The organism is Actinospineispora acaciae DSM 45401 (assembly GCF_000620785.1).
GTDB lineage: Bacteria > Actinomycetota > Actinomycetes > Mycobacteriales > Pseudonocardiaceae > Pseudonocardia > Pseudonocardia acaciae.
Genome location: NZ_JIAI01000010.1, coordinates 149,000 through 168,542, shown reverse-complemented (window position 1 = coordinate 168,542; position 19,543 = coordinate 149,000). Strand labels below are relative to the sequence as shown.

The 19,543-nt window shown below is 72.4% G+C and carries 20 protein-coding genes; 14 read left to right on the top strand and 6 right to left on the bottom strand.

The genetic code is table 11. The annotated features are described in order from the left end of the window. The first annotated feature begins 2 nt into the window (after window positions 1–2). The 3 genes from N912_RS56475 (at window position 3) to N912_RS0134550 (ending at window position 2,902) form a co-directional block, all read left to right on the top strand. The gene (locus N912_RS56475) at window positions 3–1,307 is read left to right on the top strand and encodes an MFS transporter (protein WP_051581211.1); all 1,305 of its coding nucleotides are present in this window, start codon (window positions 3–5) and stop codon (window positions 1,305–1,307) included. 17 nt (window positions 1,308–1,324) lie between these two features. Beyond that, a complete protein-coding gene (locus tag N912_RS0134555; protein WP_028926017.1) occupies window positions 1,325–2,125 on the top strand; it encodes a carbon-nitrogen hydrolase family protein in 801 nt (266 codons plus the stop codon). 78 nt (window positions 2,126–2,203) lie between these two features. Further along, the gene (locus tag N912_RS0134550; RefSeq protein ID WP_028926016.1) at window positions 2,204–2,902 is read left to right on the top strand and encodes a GntR family transcriptional regulator; all 699 of its coding nucleotides are present in this window, start codon (window positions 2,204–2,206) and stop codon (window positions 2,900–2,902) included. 42 nt (window positions 2,903–2,944) lie between these two features. Here N912_RS0134550 and N912_RS0134545 read toward each other — a convergent pair whose 3' ends face one another. The 3 genes from N912_RS0134545 to N912_RS0134535 all read right to left on the bottom strand — a co-directional run bounded on the left by N912_RS0134545 (window position 2,945) and on the right by N912_RS0134535 (window position 5,442). Beyond that, the gene (locus N912_RS0134545) at window positions 2,945–3,382 is read right to left on the bottom strand and encodes a YybH family protein (RefSeq protein ID WP_169748009.1); all 438 of its coding nucleotides are present in this window, start codon (window positions 3,380–3,382) and stop codon (window positions 2,945–2,947) included. A gap of 29 nt (window positions 3,383–3,411) precedes the next feature. After that, complete coding sequence (locus N912_RS0134540; protein ID WP_051581210.1) at window positions 3,412–4,554, bottom strand: acyl-CoA dehydrogenase family protein; 1,143 nt, start codon at window positions 4,552–4,554, stop codon at window positions 3,412–3,414. 99 nt (window positions 4,555–4,653) lie between these two features. Next, the gene (locus N912_RS0134535; protein WP_028926013.1) at window positions 4,654–5,442 is read right to left on the bottom strand and encodes a helix-turn-helix domain-containing protein; all 789 of its coding nucleotides are present in this window, start codon (window positions 5,440–5,442) and stop codon (window positions 4,654–4,656) included. Between the two features lie 127 nt (window positions 5,443–5,569). On the opposite strand from N912_RS0134535, the gene N912_RS0134530 reads away from it, so the two are divergent. The 5 genes from N912_RS0134530 (at window position 5,570) to N912_RS0134510 (ending at window position 10,126) form a co-directional block, all read left to right on the top strand. Beyond that, a complete protein-coding gene (locus tag N912_RS0134530) occupies window positions 5,570–6,319 on the top strand; it encodes a response regulator transcription factor (RefSeq protein ID WP_425415342.1) in 750 nt (249 codons plus the stop codon). Window positions 6,320–6,331: 12 nt separating this feature from the next. After that, window positions 6,332–7,990 carry an ATP-binding protein gene (locus N912_RS56470; RefSeq protein ID WP_064745476.1) on the top strand — a complete coding sequence of 553 codons (1,659 nt, stop codon included), beginning with the start codon at window positions 6,332–6,334 and terminating at the stop codon, window positions 7,988–7,990. A 34-nt stretch (window positions 7,991–8,024) separates the two neighbouring features. After that, entirely contained in the window at window positions 8,025–9,005 is a 981-nt protein-coding gene (locus tag N912_RS0134520; protein WP_028926011.1) for a zinc-binding dehydrogenase, read from the top strand. A gap of 26 nt (window positions 9,006–9,031) precedes the next feature. Further along, on the top strand, window positions 9,032–9,457 hold the full coding sequence (locus N912_RS60995) for a DUF6153 family protein (protein ID WP_051581209.1): 426 nt from the start codon (window positions 9,032–9,034) through the stop codon (window positions 9,455–9,457). A 72-nt stretch (window positions 9,458–9,529) separates the two neighbouring features. Beyond that, window positions 9,530–10,126, top strand: coding sequence for a DUF305 domain-containing protein (locus N912_RS0134510; RefSeq protein WP_211261509.1), 597 nt, complete (start codon window positions 9,530–9,532; stop codon window positions 10,124–10,126). A gap of 57 nt (window positions 10,127–10,183) precedes the next feature. On the opposite strand, the gene N912_RS0134505 is transcribed toward N912_RS0134510, so the two are convergent. Next, complete coding sequence (locus N912_RS0134505) at window positions 10,184–10,600, bottom strand: MerR family transcriptional regulator (protein WP_028926009.1); 417 nt, start codon at window positions 10,598–10,600, stop codon at window positions 10,184–10,186. Window positions 10,601–10,628: 28 nt separating this feature from the next. Here N912_RS0134505 and N912_RS0134500 point away from each other — a divergent pair, with 28 nt between their 5' ends. Together N912_RS0134500 and N912_RS0134490 are read left to right on the top strand one after the other, a co-directional pair. Next, the gene (locus tag N912_RS0134500; protein WP_028926008.1) at window positions 10,629–11,375 is read left to right on the top strand and encodes a methyltransferase domain-containing protein; all 747 of its coding nucleotides are present in this window, start codon (window positions 10,629–10,631) and stop codon (window positions 11,373–11,375) included. 557 nt (window positions 11,376–11,932) lie between these two features. Further along, a complete protein-coding gene (locus N912_RS0134490) occupies window positions 11,933–13,468 on the top strand; it encodes a peptide deformylase (RefSeq protein ID WP_084211467.1) in 1,536 nt (511 codons plus the stop codon). On the opposite strand, the gene N912_RS0134485 is transcribed toward N912_RS0134490, so the two are convergent. Then, window positions 13,465–14,283: an SAM-dependent methyltransferase gene (locus N912_RS0134485; protein WP_051581207.1), complete on the bottom strand. Its 819-nt coding sequence runs from the start codon at window positions 14,281–14,283 to the stop codon at window positions 13,465–13,467. The genes N912_RS0134490 and N912_RS0134485 overlap by 4 nt on opposite strands. A 131-nt stretch (window positions 14,284–14,414) precedes the next feature. After that, window positions 14,415–14,627 carry a hypothetical protein gene (locus tag N912_RS0134480; protein WP_156994231.1) on the bottom strand — a complete coding sequence of 71 codons (213 nt, stop codon included), beginning with the start codon at window positions 14,625–14,627 and terminating at the stop codon, window positions 14,415–14,417. A gap of 510 nt (window positions 14,628–15,137) precedes the next feature. Between N912_RS0134480 and N912_RS0134475 the strand changes: the two genes are divergently transcribed. From N912_RS0134475 to N912_RS0134460, 4 genes are read left to right on the top strand one after another with little or no spacing between them, the layout of a single operon-like run. Then, entirely contained in the window at window positions 15,138–16,274 is a 1,137-nt protein-coding gene (locus tag N912_RS0134475; RefSeq protein WP_028926003.1) for an MsnO8 family LLM class oxidoreductase, read from the top strand. Continuing rightward, a complete protein-coding gene (locus N912_RS0134470) occupies window positions 16,271–17,395 on the top strand; it encodes an LLM class flavin-dependent oxidoreductase (protein ID WP_211261508.1) in 1,125 nt (374 codons plus the stop codon). Before N912_RS0134475 ends, N912_RS0134470 begins: the two co-directional genes overlap by 4 nt. Continuing rightward, the gene (locus N912_RS0134465) at window positions 17,392–18,702 is read left to right on the top strand and encodes an NtaA/DmoA family FMN-dependent monooxygenase (protein WP_028926001.1); all 1,311 of its coding nucleotides are present in this window, start codon (window positions 17,392–17,394) and stop codon (window positions 18,700–18,702) included. Before N912_RS0134470 ends, N912_RS0134465 begins: the two co-directional genes overlap by 4 nt. A gap of 21 nt (window positions 18,703–18,723) precedes the next feature. Then, window positions 18,724–19,539 (top strand): DUF1684 domain-containing protein, encoded by an 816-nt coding sequence (locus N912_RS0134460; RefSeq protein WP_028926000.1) that lies wholly within the window; start codon window positions 18,724–18,726, stop codon window positions 19,537–19,539. The last annotated feature ends 4 nt before the right edge of the window (window positions 19,540–19,543 follow it).

Here is a 19,543-nt window from a genome sequence, read left to right as displayed (position 1 = left end):
GCGTGGCGGGCGGTCAGGCCGGGCACCAGGTAGGCAGCGTCGACACCCGCGCCCCTGCCGGCGGGGTGCGGTGGATGATCGGCGCCGGGCTGCTGCTTCCGGTGACGTTCGTGATGAGCATGGACCGGGCCGCGATGACGGCGGCCGCCCCGGTCATCCAGAAAGAGCTGGAGTTCTCCGTCACCCAGATGTCGGTGATCCTGACCGCGTTCTGGTGGGCGTACGCGCTGTTCCAGGTGCCGGGCGGGCTGGTGACCCGCCGCTTCGGCCCGCGCCGCACGCTCGCCGTGGCCGGGCTGTGGTGGTCGGTGTTCACCTTCATCACCCCGTACGGAGTGATCTTCCTCGGGTTCGTGGTGATCAGGGCGCTGCTCGGGGTCGGGCAGGCGGCGGACTGGCCGGCGTCGGTGTTCACCCTGCACCGGTGGTTCCCCAGACAAGAGCAGTCCCGGGGCAACTCGCTGCTGCTCTGCGGGCTGTACCTGGGCAACGTGATCGGCACCCCGCTGGTGGTGTGGATCATGACGACGTTCGGCTGGTACCAGGTGTTCCACGTCTTCGCGGTGCTCGGCGCGATCCTCGCGGTGCTGTGGTGGTGGCTGGTGCGCGACGAGCCGCGCGATCACCCGCACATCACGCCCGCCGAGGTGGCCCACATCGAGAACGGCCGGCCCGTCGAGGAGATCTCGCGCAAGGCCGCCCTCCCGTGGCGGGCGTTCTTCGGCTCGACGCAGTTCTGGGCGATCGGCGCGCAGTACGCGTTCCTGCTGCTCATCCAGGGGTTCTTCGCCACCTGGCTGCCGACCTACCTGGTCCAGGAGCGCGGGCTCTCGCTCAAGGAGATGGGGTTCCTGGGCGCGCTGCCCTGGGTGGCCATGTTGATCGGCGTGTTCGGCACCGGCGCGCTCAACGACAGGTGGCTGCGCCGCTGGCCGGGCCGGATCTGGCTGGCCACCGCCGGCTACCTGGTGGCCGCCGCGTTCCTGGTGCTCGGCGCGCTGACCGCGAGCGTGCCGCTGATGATGGTGTTCCTGTGCGTGAGCCTGGGCGCGGTGGGAACGGTGCAGGTGCAGGTCTGGGCCGCCTGCCAGGACCTGGGCGGCGAGCACTCCGCGACCGTGACCGGCTGGACGAACCTGTGCGGCAACCTGATCTCCGCCGCCGGCCCGCTGTTCACCGGGATCCTGGTCGGCATCGGAGGAAACTGGCTGTTGGCGCTGATGATCCTGGCAGTGGCCGGCGTGCTCGGCGCCGGCTGCTGGTTCCTGGTCCACCCGGAACGGCCGCTGCGCGCGGCCTCGTCCTGAGAAGGGAAGACACAACCATGACAGTGCAGGTCGCCGTCGCCCAGTTCGCCGCCGGGGTGGACAAGGAGGAGAACCTCAAGCTGGTCCGGGAGGCGATCGCCACCGGGGCGGACGCCGGCGCCGAGCTGGTGGTGACTCCCGAGGTGGGGATGTACTACGACCACAGCAACGCCGGCACCGTCCGCAACGCCGAACCGCTGGACGGCCCGTTCCTCACCTCGGTGCGCGACGCGACCCGGGCCGCCGGTGTGACCACCGTGGTCGGCCTGGTGGAGCGGCTCTCCGACGACGAGGCCCGCGCGTCCAACACGCTCGCGGCGATCGCGCCGGACGGCTCGCTGGTCGGGGTCTACCGCAAGGTGCACCTCTACGACGCGTTCGGCTACGCCGAGTCCGACAAGATCCGCCCCGCCGAGATCGTCGAGCCGCTCACCTTCGACCTCGGCGAGATCCGTTTCGGCGCGATGACCTGCTACGATGTCCGCTTCCCCGAGATGGCCCGCACCCTGGTGGACGCCGGCGCCACCGCGATCGTGCTGCCCGCCGCCTGGGCCGTCGGCCCGGCCAAGGAGGACCACTGGGCCACCCTGGTCCGCGCCCGCGCCATCGAGAACACCTGCTACGTCGTCGCCAGCGGCCAGACCGGCCCGCACTGCACCGGCCAGAGCATGATCGTCGACCCGATGGGCACCGTGCTGGCCTCCGCCGGCGAGCGCCCCGGCACGGCCACGGCCCGCCTCGAAGCGGCCAGGATCGACCAGGTCCGCCGGGTCAACCCCTCCCTCGCCAACCGCCGCTTCCAAGTCCTCCCGAGGTAGCGGCCTCCGCGAGTCGGTATTTTTGTAACAGCGAGTCGCGGATTCGGTCCGTCCGAATCATCGAGGAGAGGACCGACGATGAGGCAACCCAGCTCGCCGCCGCGCGAGCGCGCGGAGCTGCCCGTCGTCTCGCGCCCGCCGGACACCACCGCCGCCGACTTCGCCTACCGCTACGTCAAGGCGCTGATCGTCGACCTGACCCTGCCGCCGGGCGACATCGTCACCGAGATGGACATCGCCACCGTCACCGGCCTGTCCCGCACCCCGGTCCGCGAGGCGTTCCTGCGGCTGGACGCCGAGCGGCTGATCCGGCTGCTGCCCCGGCGCGGCGCGCTGGTCGCCCCGATCACCGCCCGGCAGATCCGCGAGCTGTCCCGGACCCGGCTGGCGCTCGAGCTCTACGCCGTGCAGGAGATCCACGACCGGGACATCCAGGTGGCCGCCGAACTGTGGCCGCTGGTGCACCGCCAGCACACCCTCACCGCCGAGGCCGCCGGCTACCCCGAGATCATCGCCTGTGACCGGGAGTTCCACACCACCCTGGTCAGCGCGGTCGGCAACACCGAGCTCACCGAGCTGTACCGCTCGATGGGCGACCGCCAGCAGCGCACCGGCGTGGCCGCCTTCATGGCCCATCCCGGCCGCGCCGAGTCCGCCGTCGAACACCACCGGCAGATCGTGGACGCCCTGGAACGCCGCGACCTTGCCGGTGCCCAGGCGATGCTCCGCGAGCACCTGGACCGCCACGCCGACGAGCTCGAGCGCTACCTGCCGTAAACACCCGTGAGTGGCTAGGGCCGTCATAGCGGCCCTAGCCACTCACGGGTCGTGCGGTGGACGGTCGAACCCGGGGGTCTTGCGCGACTCGTGGTAGTGCGCGATGCGCCACCCGTCGTCGCGTTTGACCAGCGCGAACGACTGCCGGATCTGGCCGTCGATGCGCCGTCCGGAGGCCAGCTCCAGCCCGCACCAGAACCGCAGGTAGACGTGTGCCGCCCGGTCGTCGAGGAAGAGCACCTTCTTGTCCAGCAGCGCGACGTCGTGCGCGTGAGCGAAGAAGCTGTGCAGGGTCGCGGCGTACGCGCGTATCTCGGCGACGGACAGCAGCGGGGCCGCGTCCTCCTCGGGCTGGTAGACGACCGTGTCGGCCTGGTCGTCCCAGGCCGCGACGATCCCCTCGACGTCGTGGGCCTCGATCGCTCGGGTGAAGGCACCGATGGCGCGGAGCACCTCGCGCTCGGCTGATGTGGGTGGCACAGGCGGCTCCCGGCGGTTCGCGGGGGCGGTCAGCCTAACAGCCGCTTGGCGATGATCTCGTTCATGATCTCGTTGGTGCCGCCGCCGATGCCCAGGATGCGCGCGTCGCGGTAGTGCCGTTCGACCTCGCACTCGCGCATGTACCCCAGCCCGCCGTGCAGTTGGACGGCCTCGTTCACGACGAAGTCGCAGGCGTAGACGGCGGTGTTCTTGGCCATCGCCACCTCGGTGATCACGTCCTCGCCGGCCAGGTGCCGCAGCGCCACCTCGCGGGTGTAGCGCCGGGCCACGTCGGTCTGCCGGGCCATCTCCGCGATCTTGTGCTGGACCACCTGGCGGCGCGCCAGCGGGCGCCCGAACGTCTCCCGCCGCCGCACCCAGTCCAGGGTCAGCTCCAGGCACCGGGCGGCGACCGCGTACGCCTGCACCGCCAGCGCCAGCCGCTCGGCGGCGAACTGCGTCATGATCTGGACGAACCCGCTGCCCTCCGTGCCGACCAGGTTCGCCGCCGGCACCCGCACGTCGGTGTAGGACAGCTCGGCGGTGTCCGAGCTGCGCCAGCCCATCTTGTCCAGCTTGCGGCCGACGGCGAAGCCGGGCGTGCCCTTCTCCACGACCAGCAGCGACACCCCGCCGTAGCCGGGCTCGCCGGTGCGCACGGCGGTGGTCACGAAGTCGGCCCGCACGCCCGAGGTGATGTACGTCTTGGCGCCGTTGACCACGTAGTGGTCGCCGTCCCGGACCGCGCGGGTGCGCAGGTTGGCCACGTCGGAGCCGGCGTCCGGCTCGGTGATGGCCAGCGAGCCGATCTTCTCCCCGGCCAGGGTGGGGCGGACGAACTCCTCCAGCAGGTACTCGTCGCCGCTGGCCGCCATGTGCGGCACCGCGATGCCGTGGGTGAACAGCGACGCGCACACCCCCGTCGGCGCCCCGGCCAGGATGAAGTTCTCGGTGACCAGCAACGAGTCGACCAGGTCACCGCCCGCGCCGCCCGCCGCCGCGTCGAACCCCACGCCGAGCAGCCCGACCTTGGCCGCCGCCCGGTGCAGCTCGCGCGGCAGCTCGCCGGCCGCCTCCCACTCCTCGACGTGCGGCACGACCTCCCTGGACGCGAACGCCCGCGCCAGCTCCGCCACCGCCCGCCGCTCCGCTGTGTCCCAGCCCGCACTCATTACCGAAGAGTAACCGCGGTTCGCACACACCGCGTGGCAGCCGCACACAGGTTGGGCGTTGGGTGCGGCGCCGCGACGGTGTGCGAGCGGGAAGGGGCGTCAGCCGGTGCGCAGGATCTCGGCGGTGGCGGGGTTGGCGGGGAAGAAGGCCTCGATCGCGAGCTCGGCGACGGTGATGTCCAGGGGGGTGCCGAAGGTGGTGACCGTGCTGAAGAACGTCAGCTCGCCGGCGGGGTGGCGCAGGCGCAGCGGGACGACGATGTCGCCGGGGCCGGGGTGCTCGACCGGTGGCACGTCGTCGTCGCAGGGCAGCTCGGACATCTCGTCGTGCAGCGCGGCCAGCTCCGGGTCGGCGGTGTGGTCGACCTGGCGGCGCAACCGGCCGAGCACATGCCCGCGCCACTCGCCGAGGTTGATGATCCGCGGCGCCATGCCGTCCGGGTGCAGGCTGGCCCGCAGCGCGTTGGCCGGCGGTTCCAGCAGGGAAGGGGCCACGCCGTGCAGCAGCGGGGCCAGCGCGGCGTTCGAGTCGACCAGGTTCCAGCGGCGGTCCACGGCGAGCGCGGGGTACGGCTCGTGGCCGGTCAGCACCTGGCGCACGGCGTGGCGGACGGCGGCCATCGGCTCGGTGTCCAGCGCCCGCTCGGCGTAGATCGGCGCGTACCCGGCGGCGATCAGCAACTGGTTGCGTTCGCGCAGTGGCAGGTCCAACTGTTCGGCCAGGTGCAGCACCATGTCCCGGCTGGGCGCCGACCGGCCGGTCTCCACGAAGCTCAGGTGCCGGGTCGAGATGTCCGCCTGGATGGACAGGTCGAGCTGGCTGAGCCGGCGATGCTGGCGCCACTTGCGCAACAGGTCGCCGACGGACGGCCGGACAGCGGTGGTCATGGGACGCACGCTACGCGCGGATGTGAGCGGCGAGTACGGGTATAACACGCGCGCCACTCACAGGTGATACACAGACACCCCTCATCGGCGACACAGTCCCGGGCGTGAACCTGGGAGAATGTCGACCATGAACGCGCGCTCGGCGGCCCAGGACAGCGGTCGGGGGCAGCTGCGTCGTCCGGACGGCAGCCCGGTGCGGGTGCTCGTGGTCGACGACGAGGCCACCCTGACCGAGCTGCTGTCCATGGCGCTGCGCTACGAAGGCTGGGAGGTCCGCTCGGCGGCGGACGGGTTGGGTGCGGTGAAGGCGGCCAGGGAGTTCCGCCCGGATGCCGTGGTGCTGGACATCATGCTGCCCGACATCGACGGGCTGGAGGTGCTGCGGCGGATCCACGCCGAGACGCCCGACCTGCCGGTGCTGTTCCTGACCGCCAAGGACGCGGTGGAGGACCGGATCGCCGGGCTGACCGCGGGCGGGGACGACTACGTGCCCAAGCCGTTCAGCCTGGAGGAGGTGGTCGCGCGGCTGCGGGCGCTGATGCGCAGGGCCGGGCGCGGCACCGCGCGGGCCGACGCGCAGCTGGTGGTCGGCGACCTGACCATGGACGAGGACAGCCGCGAGGTGCACCGGGCCGGCGAGTCGATCACGCTGACCGCCACCGAGTTCGAGCTGCTGCGCTACATGATGCGCAACCCCCGCCGGGTGCTCAGCAAGGCGCAGATCCTGGACCGGGTGTGGCACTACGACTTCGGCGGCCAGTCCAACGTGGTCGAGCTCTACATCTCCTACCTGCGCAAAAAGATCGACGCCGGGCGCGCGCCGATGATCCACACACTGCGCGGGGCGGGCTATGCGTTACGCCCGGCGGAGGAGTAGGCGGGGCCGCCGGTGCGGCTGAGCGCGGCGGGGCTGGGGCGGTCGGCGAGGCAATGGGCCAGTGGGATACCGCTGCGCTGGCGGCTGGTCGCCGCCATCATGGTCATGCTGGCCGTGCTGTTCGTCCTGGTCGGCGGGTTTTCGCTGATCTTCCTGCGGGAGTACCTCTACGAGCACCTCGACGAGCAGTTGGTGGCCGCCGCGAAGCGGGCGTCGTCCTCGTACAGCCGTGAGCATCATGACGACCGGGACGCGGTGCCCGGGTTCCTCAACGCGTCGGGCCAGGCGATGGGCACGTTGAGCGCGCGGATCGTGGACCGCAAGGTCCGGCAGTTCGGCGTGCTCAAGGCCGACGGCGCCACCCGGGTGGTCGGCGAGGACGAGGACGACGCGCTGCTCGACGCCCCGCCGGACGGCGACCCGCACACCCGCCACGTCGGCAGGCTCGGCGCCTACCGGCTGATCGTCGACGAGCACTCCGACGGCGTCACCCTGGTCACCGGGCTGCCGCTCAGCGAGGTGGACGCGGTGGTCACCAGGCTGACCAAGATCGTGCTGGTCGCGGCCGCCGGCGGGCTGGTGGTCGCCGGCGTGGCCAGCGCCCTGATAGTGCGGTTCACGTTGCGGCCGCTGCGCCGGGTCGCCGCCACCGCGAGCCAGGTGACCGAGCGGCGGCTGGACCGGGGCGAGGTGGCGCTGGCCGAGCGGGTGGCCCCGGCCGACACCGACCCGCGCACTGAGGTCGGCGCCGTCGGCGCGGCGCTGAACCGGATGCTGGACCACGTGGCGTCCGCGCTCAACGCCCGCCAGGCCAGCGAGACCCAGCTGCGCCAGTTCATCGCCGACGCCAGCCACGAGCTGCGCACGCCGCTGGCCGCCATCCGGGGCTACGCCGAGCTGACCCGCCGCAGCGGCGAGGACAACATGCCACCGGACGTGGCGCACGCGCTGCGCCGGATCACCTCGCAGGCCGAGCGGATGACCTCGCTGGTGGAGGACATGCTGCTGCTGGCCCGCCTGGACGCCGGGCGCCCGCTGGCCCGCGAGCCGGTGGACGTCTCCCAACTGGTGGTCGACGCGGTGAGCGACGCGCACGCGGCCGGCCCCGACCACCGCTGGATGCTGCGGGTGCCCGAGGAGCCGGTCACCGTGACCGGGGACGCCGCCCGGCTGTCCCAGGTGCTGGCCAACCTGCTCACGAACGCGCGCGTGCACACCCCGCCGGGCACCACCGTGTACTCCGAGCTGGTCGGCTCGCCGGCCGAGGTGTGGCTGCGGATCTCCGACGACGGCCCGGGCATCCCGAGGGAGCTGGTGCCGCACGTGTTCGGCCGGTTCGCCCGGGGGGACAGCTCGCGGTCGCGGGCGGCCGGGAGCACCGGGCTGGGACTGGCCATCGTGTACGGGGTGGTGGCCGCGCACGGCGGTCGGGTCGGGGTGCAGAGCGTGCCGGGGCGGACGGTGTTCACCGTGCGGCTGCCGGTGAACGGCTTCGGACCGGTCCCTGGTGGCCCGCCGACGGCGCCCGGGGTTCGGCCGGTGGTCGGACCACGGCCGGTCGCAGGTCCTCGGCCGGCGTCAGGTCCGCAGCCGGCGTCAGGTCCTCGGCCGGGGTTGGGGCCGCCGGCCGGGCGCCCGCTGCCCGGCCCCGGGGCGCCGGAGAACGCTTGACCTGAACTTCCGTTGAGGTTTTAGCGTGGTCGGCATGTACGCGATTCGACAGCATGCCTTCGGTCCGCCCGACACGTTGCGCTACGAGCAGGTGCCCGACCCCGAGCCGGCCGAGGGGCAGGTCCGGATCGCGGTGCGGGCGGCCGGGGTGCACCTGGTGGACACCGTACTGCGTGCCGGCAGCTACGACGGGAAGTTCCCGGACCCGGAGCTGCCGATGACCCCCGGGCGGGAGGTCGCCGGCGTCGTGGACGCGGTGGGCGACGGGGTGGACCAGGGGTGGCTCGGCGCGCGTGTGGTCGCCCACCTCGGCTGGGCCAGCGGCGGGTACGCCGAACGCGCGGTGGTGGCCGCCCGCTCGGCGCACCGGCTGCCCGACGAGGTCGGGTTCGACGCCGCCGTCGCCATGATCGGCACCGGCCGGACGGCGCTCGCCGTGCTCGACCTGGCGGCCGTGACCAGCGCGGACGTGGTGCTGGTTCCGTCCGCCGCGGGGGGTCTGGGGAACCTGTTCGTGCAGGCCGCGCTGGGTGCCGGCGCGTTCGTGGCGGGCCTGGCCGGCGGGCCGGAGAAGGTCGAGCGGGTGCGCGCGCTCGGCGCGGACGCCGCCGTGGACTACCTGGAACCGGACTGGCCGGATCGGTTGCGGGCGGCCCTCGGCGACCGCGAGCCGAGCCTGGTGTTCGACGGGGTGGGCGGCGAGGTGGGGCGGCGGTCGCTGCAGCTGCTCGGTGTCGGTGGCCGGCAGGTCATCTTCGGCTGGACGGCGGGCACGCCGACCCGGTTCGAGACGGAGGACCTGCTGGAGAAGGGGCTGACAGTGACCTCGCTGGGTCCGAGGCTGATCGGCCGGCCCGAGGTGATCCGCGCGCTGGAGCTGCGGTCGCTGTCCGAGCTGGCCGCCGGCCGGCTGGTGCCGCTGGTGGGCAGCAGGTTCCCGCTGGCCAAGGCGGCCGAGGCGCACGCTGCGCTGGAGTCGCGGGGGACCGTCGGGAAGGTGCTGTTGGAGCCCTGACCGGGGGTGGGCGCTACCGTGAGGGCATGACCGGCTGGCGGGCGACGAGCGTGCGGTGGTCGCTCGTGCTCGCGATCGCCGCCGGACTGGTCGCCATGCACAGCCTGATGCTGGGCGGCGGCGGTGGCGTGGGTCATGAGTCGGAGCCCGCGCCGGCGGCGGCGATGTCGGCGATGGCCGAGCATCCGGCGGAGGTGTCCGCTCCGGACCATGACCCGGCGCAGACAGGTCACGGGCACCACGGCGACGGCCCGTCCGCGCTGCTGCACCTGTGCCTGGCCGTGCTGGGCACGCTGTTGCTCGCGCTGGCCGCGCCGCTGTTGCTGGCCGTGCTCGGCCGGCGCGCCACGGTGGCCGGCCGCCCAGCCGGCATGCCCACCCCGTGCCCCCATCCGCGCGCGCCCCCGCCGACGTCCGTACGCCTGGCCGAACTCTGCGTGTCGTTGCGCTGATCCGCACCGGTTTCCGGTGTCCGATCACGTCAACGAAAGCGGAGTAGTTCCACAATGCACACCAAAAAGATCATGAAGGTGACGCTTGCCCTGGCCACGTCAGGAATCCTGGCCGCCTGCGGCAACACCGGTGCGTCACAGGCCGCACCGCCCTCGGCGCCGCCGGCGTCGTTGGCGCCCGCGAGCCAGGCCGCCGAGCACAACGAGGCCGACGTCCGGTTCGCCCAGCAGATGATCCCGCACCACACCCAGGCGGTCCGGATGGCCGAGCTCGCGCCGACCCGCGCCGCCTCGGCCGAGGTCAAGAAGCTGGCGTCCGCCATCCAGGCCGCCCAGCAGCCCGAGATCGACCAGCTCAACGCGATGCTCGCCCGCTGGGGAGCGCCCGCCGCCATGCCCGGGATGGATCACGGCACGGCGCACGGCGCTGGGCACGACATGGCCGGCATGATGAGCGACGCGGACATGGGCAAGCTCGGACAGGCCAAGGCCGCCGAGTTCGACAGGCAGTTCCTCACCATGATGATCGCCCACCACGAGGGCGCGGTGGCGATGTCGGCCACCGAGCTGCGCGACGGGCGTGACGCGGAGGCCAAGGCCCTCGCCCAGAAGATCACCGACGCGCAGCGCGCCGAGATCGACCAGATGCGGCGCCTGCTCGCCGGCTGACGCGACACCCGGCGTACGCCGGTCCCCTCCGATCACGCTTGGAAGGGGACCGGCGTACTACGGCAGGCGTTCGGCCAGGGCGGGGTGGGCGCGGACGGCGGCCTGGAAGTTCGGGCACGCGCTGATGTCGTCGTGGTCGCACTCCAGCGCGTGGTCGATCATGCCCAGCGCGGCCCGGGCATCGGCGATCCGCCGGACCAGCTCGTCGCGCTGTGCCCGCAAGGCCGCCCGCTGGCGCGCGGCGTCACCGGTGGAGAGCAGCTCGCGCATCCGGTCCAGCCCGAACCCGGCGCGCTTGCCCAGCACGACCATGCCGATCCGGAACAGGTCCTCGGGCCCGTAACGGCGCCGGTCGCCGGCGACCCGCGAGGGCGCGAGCAGGCCCACCGACTCCCAGTGCCGCAGCACGTGCGGCGCCAACCCGAACCGCCGCGCCGCCTCGCCGACGCCCAGCGAACCGTCGGTTGACTTCATGTCGACATTAAGTCGCACCCTCGACACCATGTCCACGTCAATGAACGACTCGATGGTCACGGTGCTCGACGCGCTGGACGCCCGGCCGGACGCAACCGCGCTGCGCGAGCTCGGCTACCGGCGGCTGGTACCAGGAGAAGGCGAGACGGTGGTAGACGTCGGCTGCGGCGCCGGCCGGGCGGTAGCCGAGCTGGGCCGGCTGGGGGTACGGGCGGTCGGCATCGACCCGGACCCTGACATGCTCGCGCTGGCCCGCGAGCGCTGGCCGGACGGCGAGTTCCGGGCCGGCGAGGCGTACGACCTCCCGCTGGCCGACGGCGAGGTGGCCGGCTACCGGGCGGACAAGGTGTTCCACGAGCTGGCCGACCCGGCCGCCGCGCTGGCCGAGGCCCGCCGGGTGCTCGCCCCCGGCGGCCGGATCGTGCTGGTCGGCCAGGATTGGGACGCGGTGGTGGTGGACTCCGCCGACCCGGCCACCACCCGCGCGCTGGTCCACGCCACGGCCGACCGGATCCGCAACCCGCGAGCGGCCAGGAGCCACCGGGGCGCGCTGCTGGACGCCGGGTTCGCCGACGTCCGCGCCGAGGTCCACACCCTCCTGTTCACCGACCCGATGGCGCTCGCCCTCATGCGCCAGCTCGCCGGCGCCTCGCCGTCCGGCGTCGAACCGGACGCGCTGGCCCGCTGGCTGGCCGACCAGGAGCGCCGCGCCGCCACCGACCGGCTGTTCCTGGCCGTGCCGTTCTTCCTGGCCAGCGCCCGCAAACCGGACTGATCGGGCGCTCAACGCGTGCCGTGACCCCTCTGAATAAGACTGGGCCTCCGGATGGTCAGCATCCCGTCGTGGCCCTTCCCGGCGCCCGAGACCGGCCACGAGTGCCGGGCGGCGCCGGACCTCCGATGATCGGACTCGTCGCACCGCTGGTCATTCGCCGGCGCCCGAGAATTGATCAATCGCCGGAGAATGCGCTGCCACGCCGAGCGGGCCCATTCCGGGGCGGGGTCGACGCGGCGCCGGGACGCGAGCAGCGCGACGCACTTCGGGCAGGTCGGGCACGGCGGGGTCGCGGCCGGCGCGAGCATGACCTCGTGACCGCAAATGGCCTGGACATACCCGGCCGGCGGTTCGTTGCACCGCATGAATTCGTCATCGGTGACGGCGTGGTCCTGGCTGTCGCGCAAACACGTGAACCATCCGGCGCTAGGTCTGCGCCTGGCCATCCCGGATCCCTTCGCGGCGGTTCGTCATGAATTTGATCAAACCCGTCGGCCCGGGCGTGCGGATAGACTGAGCGGCAACTCACGCTGAACTCACACCCACTCACGGCATTGATGCCTGAAGAAGGGGCGGCGCTGATGTCCGGGCTGCACTCCCTCTCATACGGAGGCCAGCCCGCCGGCTCGAACGTGTTCGCCGTCGAGCTGCGCCGATGGCGGGATGTGCGCGGACTGTCCCGAACCGCGCTGGCCAAGAACATGGGATACGACAGGTCGTACGTCTCCAAGGTCGAGTCCGGCGCGGAACGGCCGTCCCGCGACTTCGCGGCCCATGCCGAGGCGGCGCTGCGGGCCGGCGGTGCGCTGCGTGCGGCGTTCCGGGACTACGAGGCCACCCGCCCGGGAAAGCCGAGGCCACCGCCCCCGCCCGAGCCGCCCGAGCCGGTGGGAGCCGCGAGCCTGATCGTCGACCACGACGACGCGACGCTGCGCTACGAGGGCCACACCTACCGGCTCACCCAGCGCCGCCGGCTGGTCAACGGCGGGACCGAACCGATCAGCCGCTACCTCATTCGCATCTCGGTGGACCGCTTTCCGGGCGACCCGGAACGCTCCAACCAGCTCTACAGCGAGATCCCACTGGGTTGGGAAGAGATCAACCTCCAGGCGTGGCACGGCGGGGACCGTACCGAGCCGATGGAGTGGAGCGTGCATCACGACCGGGACGCGTTCAAAGAGATCTGGTTGCTGTTCGCCAACCAGGCCGAACACTTCCCGCTCTACCCGGGCGAGTCGACCTGGATCGAGTACGAGTACACGGTCAGCGACGCGCATTGGGGGAATTGGTTCCAGCGCGCGGTGCGGCTGCCCACGAACAGGCTCTCGGTCACCCTCGACTTTCCCGTCGACCTCAAGCCCGTGGTGTGGGGGCTGCACACCTCGATGACCGCCGAGGCCCTGCCGTTCCGGACCGCCGTGGACAAAGTGATCAATGGCGACCGGGTGACGTTCTCCTGGTCCACCGAACGCCCCGCGCTGCACGCCCGATACCGCCTGGAATGGGACTTCCGGGGCAATCCGGTGGCGGGCGGCGGGTCGGCCGTGCGGCCCAGCGAGGCGATGCGCGCGCTGGGCGTCGTGCAGAAGGGCGACCCGCTGCTGCACCGTGCCGCGCGCCGCTTCGCGCTCCCCGCCGAGGCCGAGGACGCCCGCCGGGTGATCACCGAGCTCAACTCCGCCGCCGAGCGCATCGCCAGGGTGCACACCTTCGGCAAGGGCATGGGCCTGGCCGCGCCGCAGATCGGCATCGACAGGGCGGCCGCGATCGTGCGCACCCCGGCCGGCGAGTCGATCACGCTGCTGAACCCCGTGATCATCGAGTCCGGCGCGGAGACCGACGAGCAGTACGAGGGCTGCCTGAGCTTCTTCGACGTGCGCGGCCAGCTGCCGCGCTCGCTGGTCATCCACGTCGAGCACACCGACATCGACGGCGTCACGAAGATCACCGCGTTCCGCCGGGGGGTGGCCCGGCTGGTCGCGCACGAGGTCGACCACCTGCACGGCCGCCTCTACGTCGACCAGATGCGCCCCGGCACCAGGCTCATCCCGGTGGAGCAGTACCGGGGCACCGGCACCACCTGGAAGTACTAAGGCTTCAGCCCGACGCCCCCGTAGGCGTTGCACGGCGGGTCGATGTCCGAGCCGGGTGGGTCCGGCCGCCACCGGTTGACCGGCACCAGGCCGGGCTCGACCAGCTCGAGGTCCTGGAAACACGCCTCCAGCTGGCGCGGCGTGCGCAGGTGGTACGGGTGTCCGACCTCCGCGCAGCGGACGATCGCATCGAGGTAGACCTTGTCCTCGGTCCGGGCGCCGTCCAGCAGCACCAGGTAGCTGCCGGAGGGGACCGGCCCCATCAGCCGGTCCAGGATCCGCCGCATGGTGGGGTAGTCGTCGGTGGCGTGGCCGAGGATGCCCAGCAGCATGACGGCGATCGGCCGGGTGAAGTCCAGCACGTTCCGGGCCGCCGCGATGATCGTTTCGGGCTCGCGGACGTCGGCCTCGACGTAGGTGCTCAGCCCCTCCGGGGTGGTGTTGGTCAGCAGCGCCCGCGCGTGCAGCAGCACCAGCGGGTCGTTGTCCACATAGACGATCGTCGACTCCGGCGCGACCGCCTGCGCCACCTCGTGGGTGTTCTGCGCGGTGGGCAGCCCGGTCCCGATGTCCAGGAACTGCCGGATACCGGCCTCGGCCGCGAGAAAACGCACCGTCCGCACCAGAAACGCGCGGCACTGCCGCGCGTAATGCGGCATGCCGGGGTCCACCTTGACGATTTCCTCGACGGCCCTGCGGTCCGCCTCGAAGTTGTCCTTGCCCATGAGCAGGGCGTTCCACACCCGCGCCGACTGCGGCCTGTCGAAGTTGATCCGCCCGGCCAGATCCAGGTCATCCGACGGCCCATCGAGCATGACGAAACGAGCCCCCCACACACCCGACCAAGATGAGACGAGACAGTATCATCTCACCCGCCGCAATATCGTGTACCGCATAGCTCGTTGGGGTGTCGCGCATGGTGCGGAATGCGCGACACCCCAGGTAGCTATGCGGTGGCCGAGGGCAGGCGGTGGAGGGCGCGGCGGGCGACCGCGAGCTGGTGGGCCACCTCGGCGGTGATCACCTCGGCGTGCAGGTCGGCGTGCTCGACGTGGCGGGACAGCGCGCGGTAGCGCCACACCACGTCCTCCAGCGCGGTGAGGAAGTGCTCGGTGATGGCCTGGCGCTGGAACTGGCGGTCGGTGCTGGGTACAGACATGATCAACTCCTGGGTCGGTGACGTCGGATGGCGTGACGCGCGAACTAGGCGGCGTGACGTCCCGGTTGACACAGGGCGCTGGCAACGCGCTTGAAGTCGAGATGACGGCGGCTCACGAGCTGCGCTGTAGCCGTCATATCTCCACTAATACCGTCAAGATTGGGTTCGTTCAAGGTGCTTGTTCGCCCCGGAGGTGTGACATGGTCGCCTCACGCGGCACTGTTGACAGGATGGCCTCCCACCGGCTTAGAGTCGACGTAATTCGGTGGCCCCGGCGGTGCACCGGATCGATGGAGGTCGGGGTGCGCATCCAGCGGCACGGCACGTGGCGCGGCGGGTTGTGCTCGCGTTTCAGGCGTCGCCGGCATGTCGACTACTGCCGCACCTGCACAGCCATCAGTTCGGCCTGACCCGGCAGCCCGTCCGCGCGCTGGTCCGGGTCGCCCGGCGGCGTCCGACCGCCCGCCAGGCCTCCCGATCCGGCGCATCCCGTCCCATCGGAGGAACCCGATGCCCGAGGCCATCCCGCTGTCAGTGCTCGACCTGTCGCCGGTGCCGGCCGGCGGCACCCCGGCCGACGCGCTGCGCAACACCGTCGACCTGGCGCAGGCCGCCGAGCGCGCCGGCTACCACCGCTACTGGGTGGCAGAGCACCACCTCGCGGCCGGTGTGGCCAGCGCCGCGCCGGCGGTGCTGATCGCGCTCATCGCCGGCGCCACCGACCGGATCCGGGTCGGCTCCGGCGCCGTGCAGATGCCCAACACGCCGCCGCTGCTGGTGGCCGAGCAGTTCGGCACCATCGCCGCGCTGCACCCGGGGCGGATCGATCTCGGGCTGGGCCGCTTCGACCTGCGCAGGGTGCTGAGCCGACGTGCCGGCAAGCCGCCGGGCGACCGGCCGCCCCGCCCGGACCGGGTGGTGGACGGCCTGCTGCTGCCCAGCCCGAGCGCGTTCCCGGGCGACCCGTCGATCTACCAGCTGCTCGGCGAGCTGCTCGACTACCGCCTGGACGAGCCCGCGCCGGACTACACCCGCCAGGTCGCCGACATCCTGGCCTTCCTGGACGGCAGCTACCCGGGTCCGGGCGGCCGCCCGCTGCACCCGACCCCGGCCCAGGGCGCCGACGTGGTGGTCTGGGTGCTCGGCTCCAGCCCGGGGGAGAGCGCGCGAGCCGCCGGCGCCGCCGGGTTGCCGTTCGCGGCCAGCTACCACATCCAGCCCAGCTTCGTGCTGGAGACGGTGGACGCCTACCGCGAGGCGTTCCGGCCGTCGCGGTTCCTGGCCGAGCCGTACGTGATGGTCTCCGCCGACGTGGTGGTGGCCGACGACGACGCGACCGCCCGCGAGCTGGCCGCCCCGTACGGGCAGTGGGTGCTGGAGATCAAGTCCGGGCTGGGCGCACAGCCGTACGTCACCCCGGAACAGGCCAGGGCACGGGTCTGGACGGACGCCGAACGGGCCGGCGTGGCCGACCGGCTGGCCACCCAGTTCGTGGGCGCGCCGGCCACCGTGGCCGAACGCCTGGCCACCCTGGCCAGGGTCACCGGCGCGGACGAGCTGCTCGTGACCAGCGTGACCACCGAGCACACCGACCGGGTCCGCAGCCACGAGCTGCTCGCCAAGTACTGGGCCGGAGCCCAGACATGACCGGCATGACCGCCCGCCCGTACCTGGCCGTCGACCTGGAGGGGGCGGGACGGCACCCGGCGGCGTGGCGGTTGGCGGACGCGCGCGTTAGCGAGCTGTTCACCGCCGGCTACTGGGCGGACCTGGCCCGGTCCGCCGACGCGGCCGGCCTGGACTTCGTGGCCCTGAGCGACTCGTTCGTCCCGCCGGCCGCGGATGACAAGGCGGTGCGCGGGCGGCTGGACGCGGTGGCGATCGCGGCCAGGGTGGCGCCGCTGACCGGGTCCGTGGGCCTGGTCCCCACCGCGACCGTGACGCACACCGAGCCGTTCCACCTGTCCAAGGCGATCGCGACCCTGGACTTCGTGAGCCTGGGCCGCGCCGGCTGGGAACCGTCCGTGTCCCGCACCCAGGCCGAGGCGGACCTGTTCGGCCGCAAGGACGCGGCGCCCGCGAGCACGCTGTGGCGGGAGGCGGCCGACGCCGTCGAGGTGGTGGTCCGGCTCTGGGACTCCTGGGAGGACGACGCCGTCATCCGCGACCGGGAAACCGGCCGCTACGTCGACCGCGACAAGCTGCACTACATCGACTTCAGCGGCGAGTTCTTCTCGGTGAAGGGGCCGTCCATCACCCCGCGCTCGCCGCAGGCGCACCCTCCCGTGGTGGTCCGCGCCGACGAGCCGGAGGCGTTGCCGCTGGTCGGACGGTGGGCGCAGGTGGCCAGGGTGGCCGCGCCCGACCTGGCGGCCGCCGCGTCGGCCCGGGCGCGGGTGCGCGAGGCGGTGGCCGCGCACGGGCGCGACCCGGACTCGGTGGCGGTCCTGCTGGACGTGGAGACGCTGCTCGCGCCGAGCGCGGACGAGGCCGCCCGCACCCTGGACCTGCTGGACGGCTGGACGGGCCACCAGGCGGCCACGGTCAGGGTGGTGGGTACGGCGGCCACCGCGGCGGACCTGGTCACCGAGGCGGCGCGCGCCGTCGACGGCATAACGCTGGTGCCGCTGGCGTTGCCCTCGGGGATGGCCGCGATCGCGAACGAGCTGGTCCCGCTGTTGGGGGAGCGCAGGCCTGGGGCCACGCTCCGGGAAAAGCTGGGACTGCCTCGTCCGGCCAACTACTTCGCGGAGGAGGCCCGGGCATGAAGAAGCAGATCCACCTGGCCGCGCATTTCCCCGGCGTCAACAACACCACCGTCTGGAGCGACCCGGAGTCCGGCAGCCAGACCGACTTCGCCTCGTTCGTGCACTTCGCGCGCACCGCCGAGCGCGGCCTGTTCGACTTCCTGTTCCTCGCCGAAGGGCTGCGGCTGCGCGAGCACCGGGGCCAGATCCACGACCTGGACGTGGTCGGCCGCCCGGACACCTTCACGGTGCTGAACGCGCTGGCCGCCGTGACCACCCACCTCGGCCTCGGCGGCACCATCAACACCACGTTCAACGAGCCGTACGAGATCGCCAAGCAGTTCGCCTCGCTCGACCACCTCTCCGGCGGCCGCGCCGCCTGGAACCTGGTGACCAGCTCCGACGCGTTCACCGGGGAGAACTTCCGGCGCGGCGGCTTCCTCCGCCAGGAACAGCGCTACCAGCGCGCCAATGAGATCCTGGACGTGGCCAAGAAGCTCTGGGACAGCTGGTCACCGGGCGCGGCGCCCGGACGGGTGGACCACGACGGCGAGCAGTTCTCCGTGCACGGCCGGTTCAACACGCCGCGAAGCCCCCAGGGCTACCCGGTGCTGCTGCAGTCCGGCGACTCGGACGCCGGCCGGGAGTTCGGCGCCGCCACCGCCGACGCGATCTTCTCCCGGCACGGCACGCTGGAAGCCGGCCAGGCGTTCTTCCGCGACCTCAAGGGCCGGATGCCCCGCCACGGCCGGCACCCCGACGAGATCAAGATCCTGCCGGCCACCACGTTCGTGCTCGGCGACACCCAGCGGGAGGCCGAGGAGCGCGCCGAGCACGTCCGCCGCCAGCAGGTCGGCCCACAGACCGCGATCGCGTTCCTGGAGCAGGTCTGGGGCCGCGACCTGTCCGGCTACGACCCGGACGGCCCGCTGCCCGACGTCGACCCCGACCCGGAGAACGTGTCCATCACCCGGGGCCGGGTCCGCCACGAACGCGACACCGTCAAGCTCGCGCGAGAATGGCGCGAGCTGGCCGAGTCCCGCAACCTGAGCATCCGCGAGCTGATCATCGAGACCACCTCGCGCCCGTCCTTCGTCGGCACCCCCGCCCGGGTGGCCGCCCAGATGGACGAGTACGTCCAGGCCGACGCCAGCGACGGCTTCATCCTGGTCCCGCACATCACGCCCGGCGGCCTGGACGAGTTCGTGGCCACCGTGATCCCCGAACTGCAGGACCGGGGCAGCTTCCGCACCGAGTACACCGGCTCCACCCTGCGCGAACACCTGCTCGGCGAGCCGCATACCCGCCCCAGCGCGCGGGCATCCTGACGCCTGCGAGAGGAGACCACCATGACAGCGACCCTGGACGGCGACGAGCTGGTCCGGCAGTGGCGGGACTGGCACGCCAAGCGCGAGGAGGAGCTGCGCGCGCCGCACGGCTGGCTGAGCCTGACCGGCCTGCACTGGCTCACCCCCGCCCCAACCGTGATCGAGGGCGTGCCCGGCCACTGGAGCGCCGACGCCTCCGGTGTCACGCTGGCCGCGTCCGCCGACGACGGCCTGACCATCGACGACCGCCCGGTGAGCGGCAGCGAGCGCATCGAGCCGGTGGACGGCCTGCCCGGCGTGCTGGTCCGCCACGGCGAGCTGGCCATCGAGGTCATCCGCCGCACCGACTGGTTCGCGCTGCGCATCCGCGACCCCAAGGCGCGCACCCGTACCGAGTTCACCGGCGTCCCCGCCTACCCGGTCAGCCCGGACTGGGTGTTCGAGGCCCGCTTCGAACCGTGGCCGGAGCAACGCCGGGTCACCGTCGGCGCGGTGGTCGACGGCCTGACCCACAAGCTGCCCGCCGCCGGCACCCTGCACTTCACCCACGACGGCACCGACCACGAACTGATCGCCTTCGCCAAGCCCGACGGCACCCTGAACGTCCTGTTCACCGACGCGACCAGCGGCGTCACCACCTACCCCGCCTGCCGAGGCCTGACCGTCCCCACCCCCACCGACGAGGGCGTGACCGTCCTCGACTTCAACCGCGCCACCAACCTCCCCTGCGCCTTCACCACCCACGCCACCTGCCCGATAGCCCCACCCGAAAACCGCCTCCCGTTCGCCATCGAGGCCGGCGAGACAAACCCGAAAACCCAACGCCCGCACCCATGACCGC

What these genes read in the sequence shown, in the direction of transcription:
- N912_RS0134555 (WP_028926017.1), top strand. Translation starts at nt 1,325, where the DNA reads ATGACAGTGCAGGTCGCCGTCGCCCAGTTCGCCGCCGGGGTGGACAAG.
- N912_RS0134550 (WP_028926016.1), top strand. Translation starts at nt 2,204, where the DNA reads ATGAGGCAACCCAGCTCGCCGCCGCGCGAGCGCGCGGAGCTGCCCGTC.
- N912_RS0134540 (WP_051581210.1), bottom strand. Translation starts at nt 4,554, where the DNA reads ATGAGTGCGGGCTGGGACACAGCGGAGCGGCGGGCGGTGGCGGAGCTG.
- N912_RS0134535 (WP_028926013.1), bottom strand. Translation starts at nt 5,442, where the DNA reads ATGACCACCGCTGTCCGGCCGTCCGTCGGCGACCTGTTGCGCAAGTGG.
- N912_RS0134530 (WP_425415342.1), top strand. Translation starts at nt 5,570, where the DNA reads ATGAACGCGCGCTCGGCGGCCCAGGACAGCGGTCGGGGGCAGCTGCGT.
- N912_RS0134520 (WP_028926011.1), top strand. Translation starts at nt 8,025, where the DNA reads ATGTACGCGATTCGACAGCATGCCTTCGGTCCGCCCGACACGTTGCGC.
- N912_RS60995 (WP_051581209.1), top strand. Translation starts at nt 9,032, where the DNA reads ATGACCGGCTGGCGGGCGACGAGCGTGCGGTGGTCGCTCGTGCTCGCG.
- N912_RS0134510 (WP_211261509.1), top strand. Translation starts at nt 9,530, where the DNA reads ATGAAGGTGACGCTTGCCCTGGCCACGTCAGGAATCCTGGCCGCCTGC.
- N912_RS0134505 (WP_028926009.1), bottom strand. Translation starts at nt 10,600, where the DNA reads ATGAAGTCAACCGACGGTTCGCTGGGCGTCGGCGAGGCGGCGCGGCGG.
- N912_RS0134500 (WP_028926008.1), top strand. Translation starts at nt 10,629, where the DNA reads ATGTCCACGTCAATGAACGACTCGATGGTCACGGTGCTCGACGCGCTG.
- N912_RS0134490 (WP_084211467.1), top strand. Translation starts at nt 11,933, where the DNA reads ATGCCTGAAGAAGGGGCGGCGCTGATGTCCGGGCTGCACTCCCTCTCA.
- N912_RS0134485 (WP_051581207.1), bottom strand. Translation starts at nt 14,283, where the DNA reads ATGCTCGATGGGCCGTCGGATGACCTGGATCTGGCCGGGCGGATCAAC.
- N912_RS0134480 (WP_156994231.1), bottom strand. Translation starts at nt 14,627, where the DNA reads ATGTCTGTACCCAGCACCGACCGCCAGTTCCAGCGCCAGGCCATCACC.
- N912_RS0134475 (WP_028926003.1), top strand. Translation starts at nt 15,138, where the DNA reads ATGCCCGAGGCCATCCCGCTGTCAGTGCTCGACCTGTCGCCGGTGCCG.
- N912_RS0134470 (WP_211261508.1), top strand. Translation starts at nt 16,271, where the DNA reads ATGACCGGCATGACCGCCCGCCCGTACCTGGCCGTCGACCTGGAGGGG.
- N912_RS0134465 (WP_028926001.1), top strand. Translation starts at nt 17,392, where the DNA reads ATGAAGAAGCAGATCCACCTGGCCGCGCATTTCCCCGGCGTCAACAAC.
- N912_RS0134460 (WP_028926000.1), top strand. Translation starts at nt 18,724, where the DNA reads ATGACAGCGACCCTGGACGGCGACGAGCTGGTCCGGCAGTGGCGGGAC.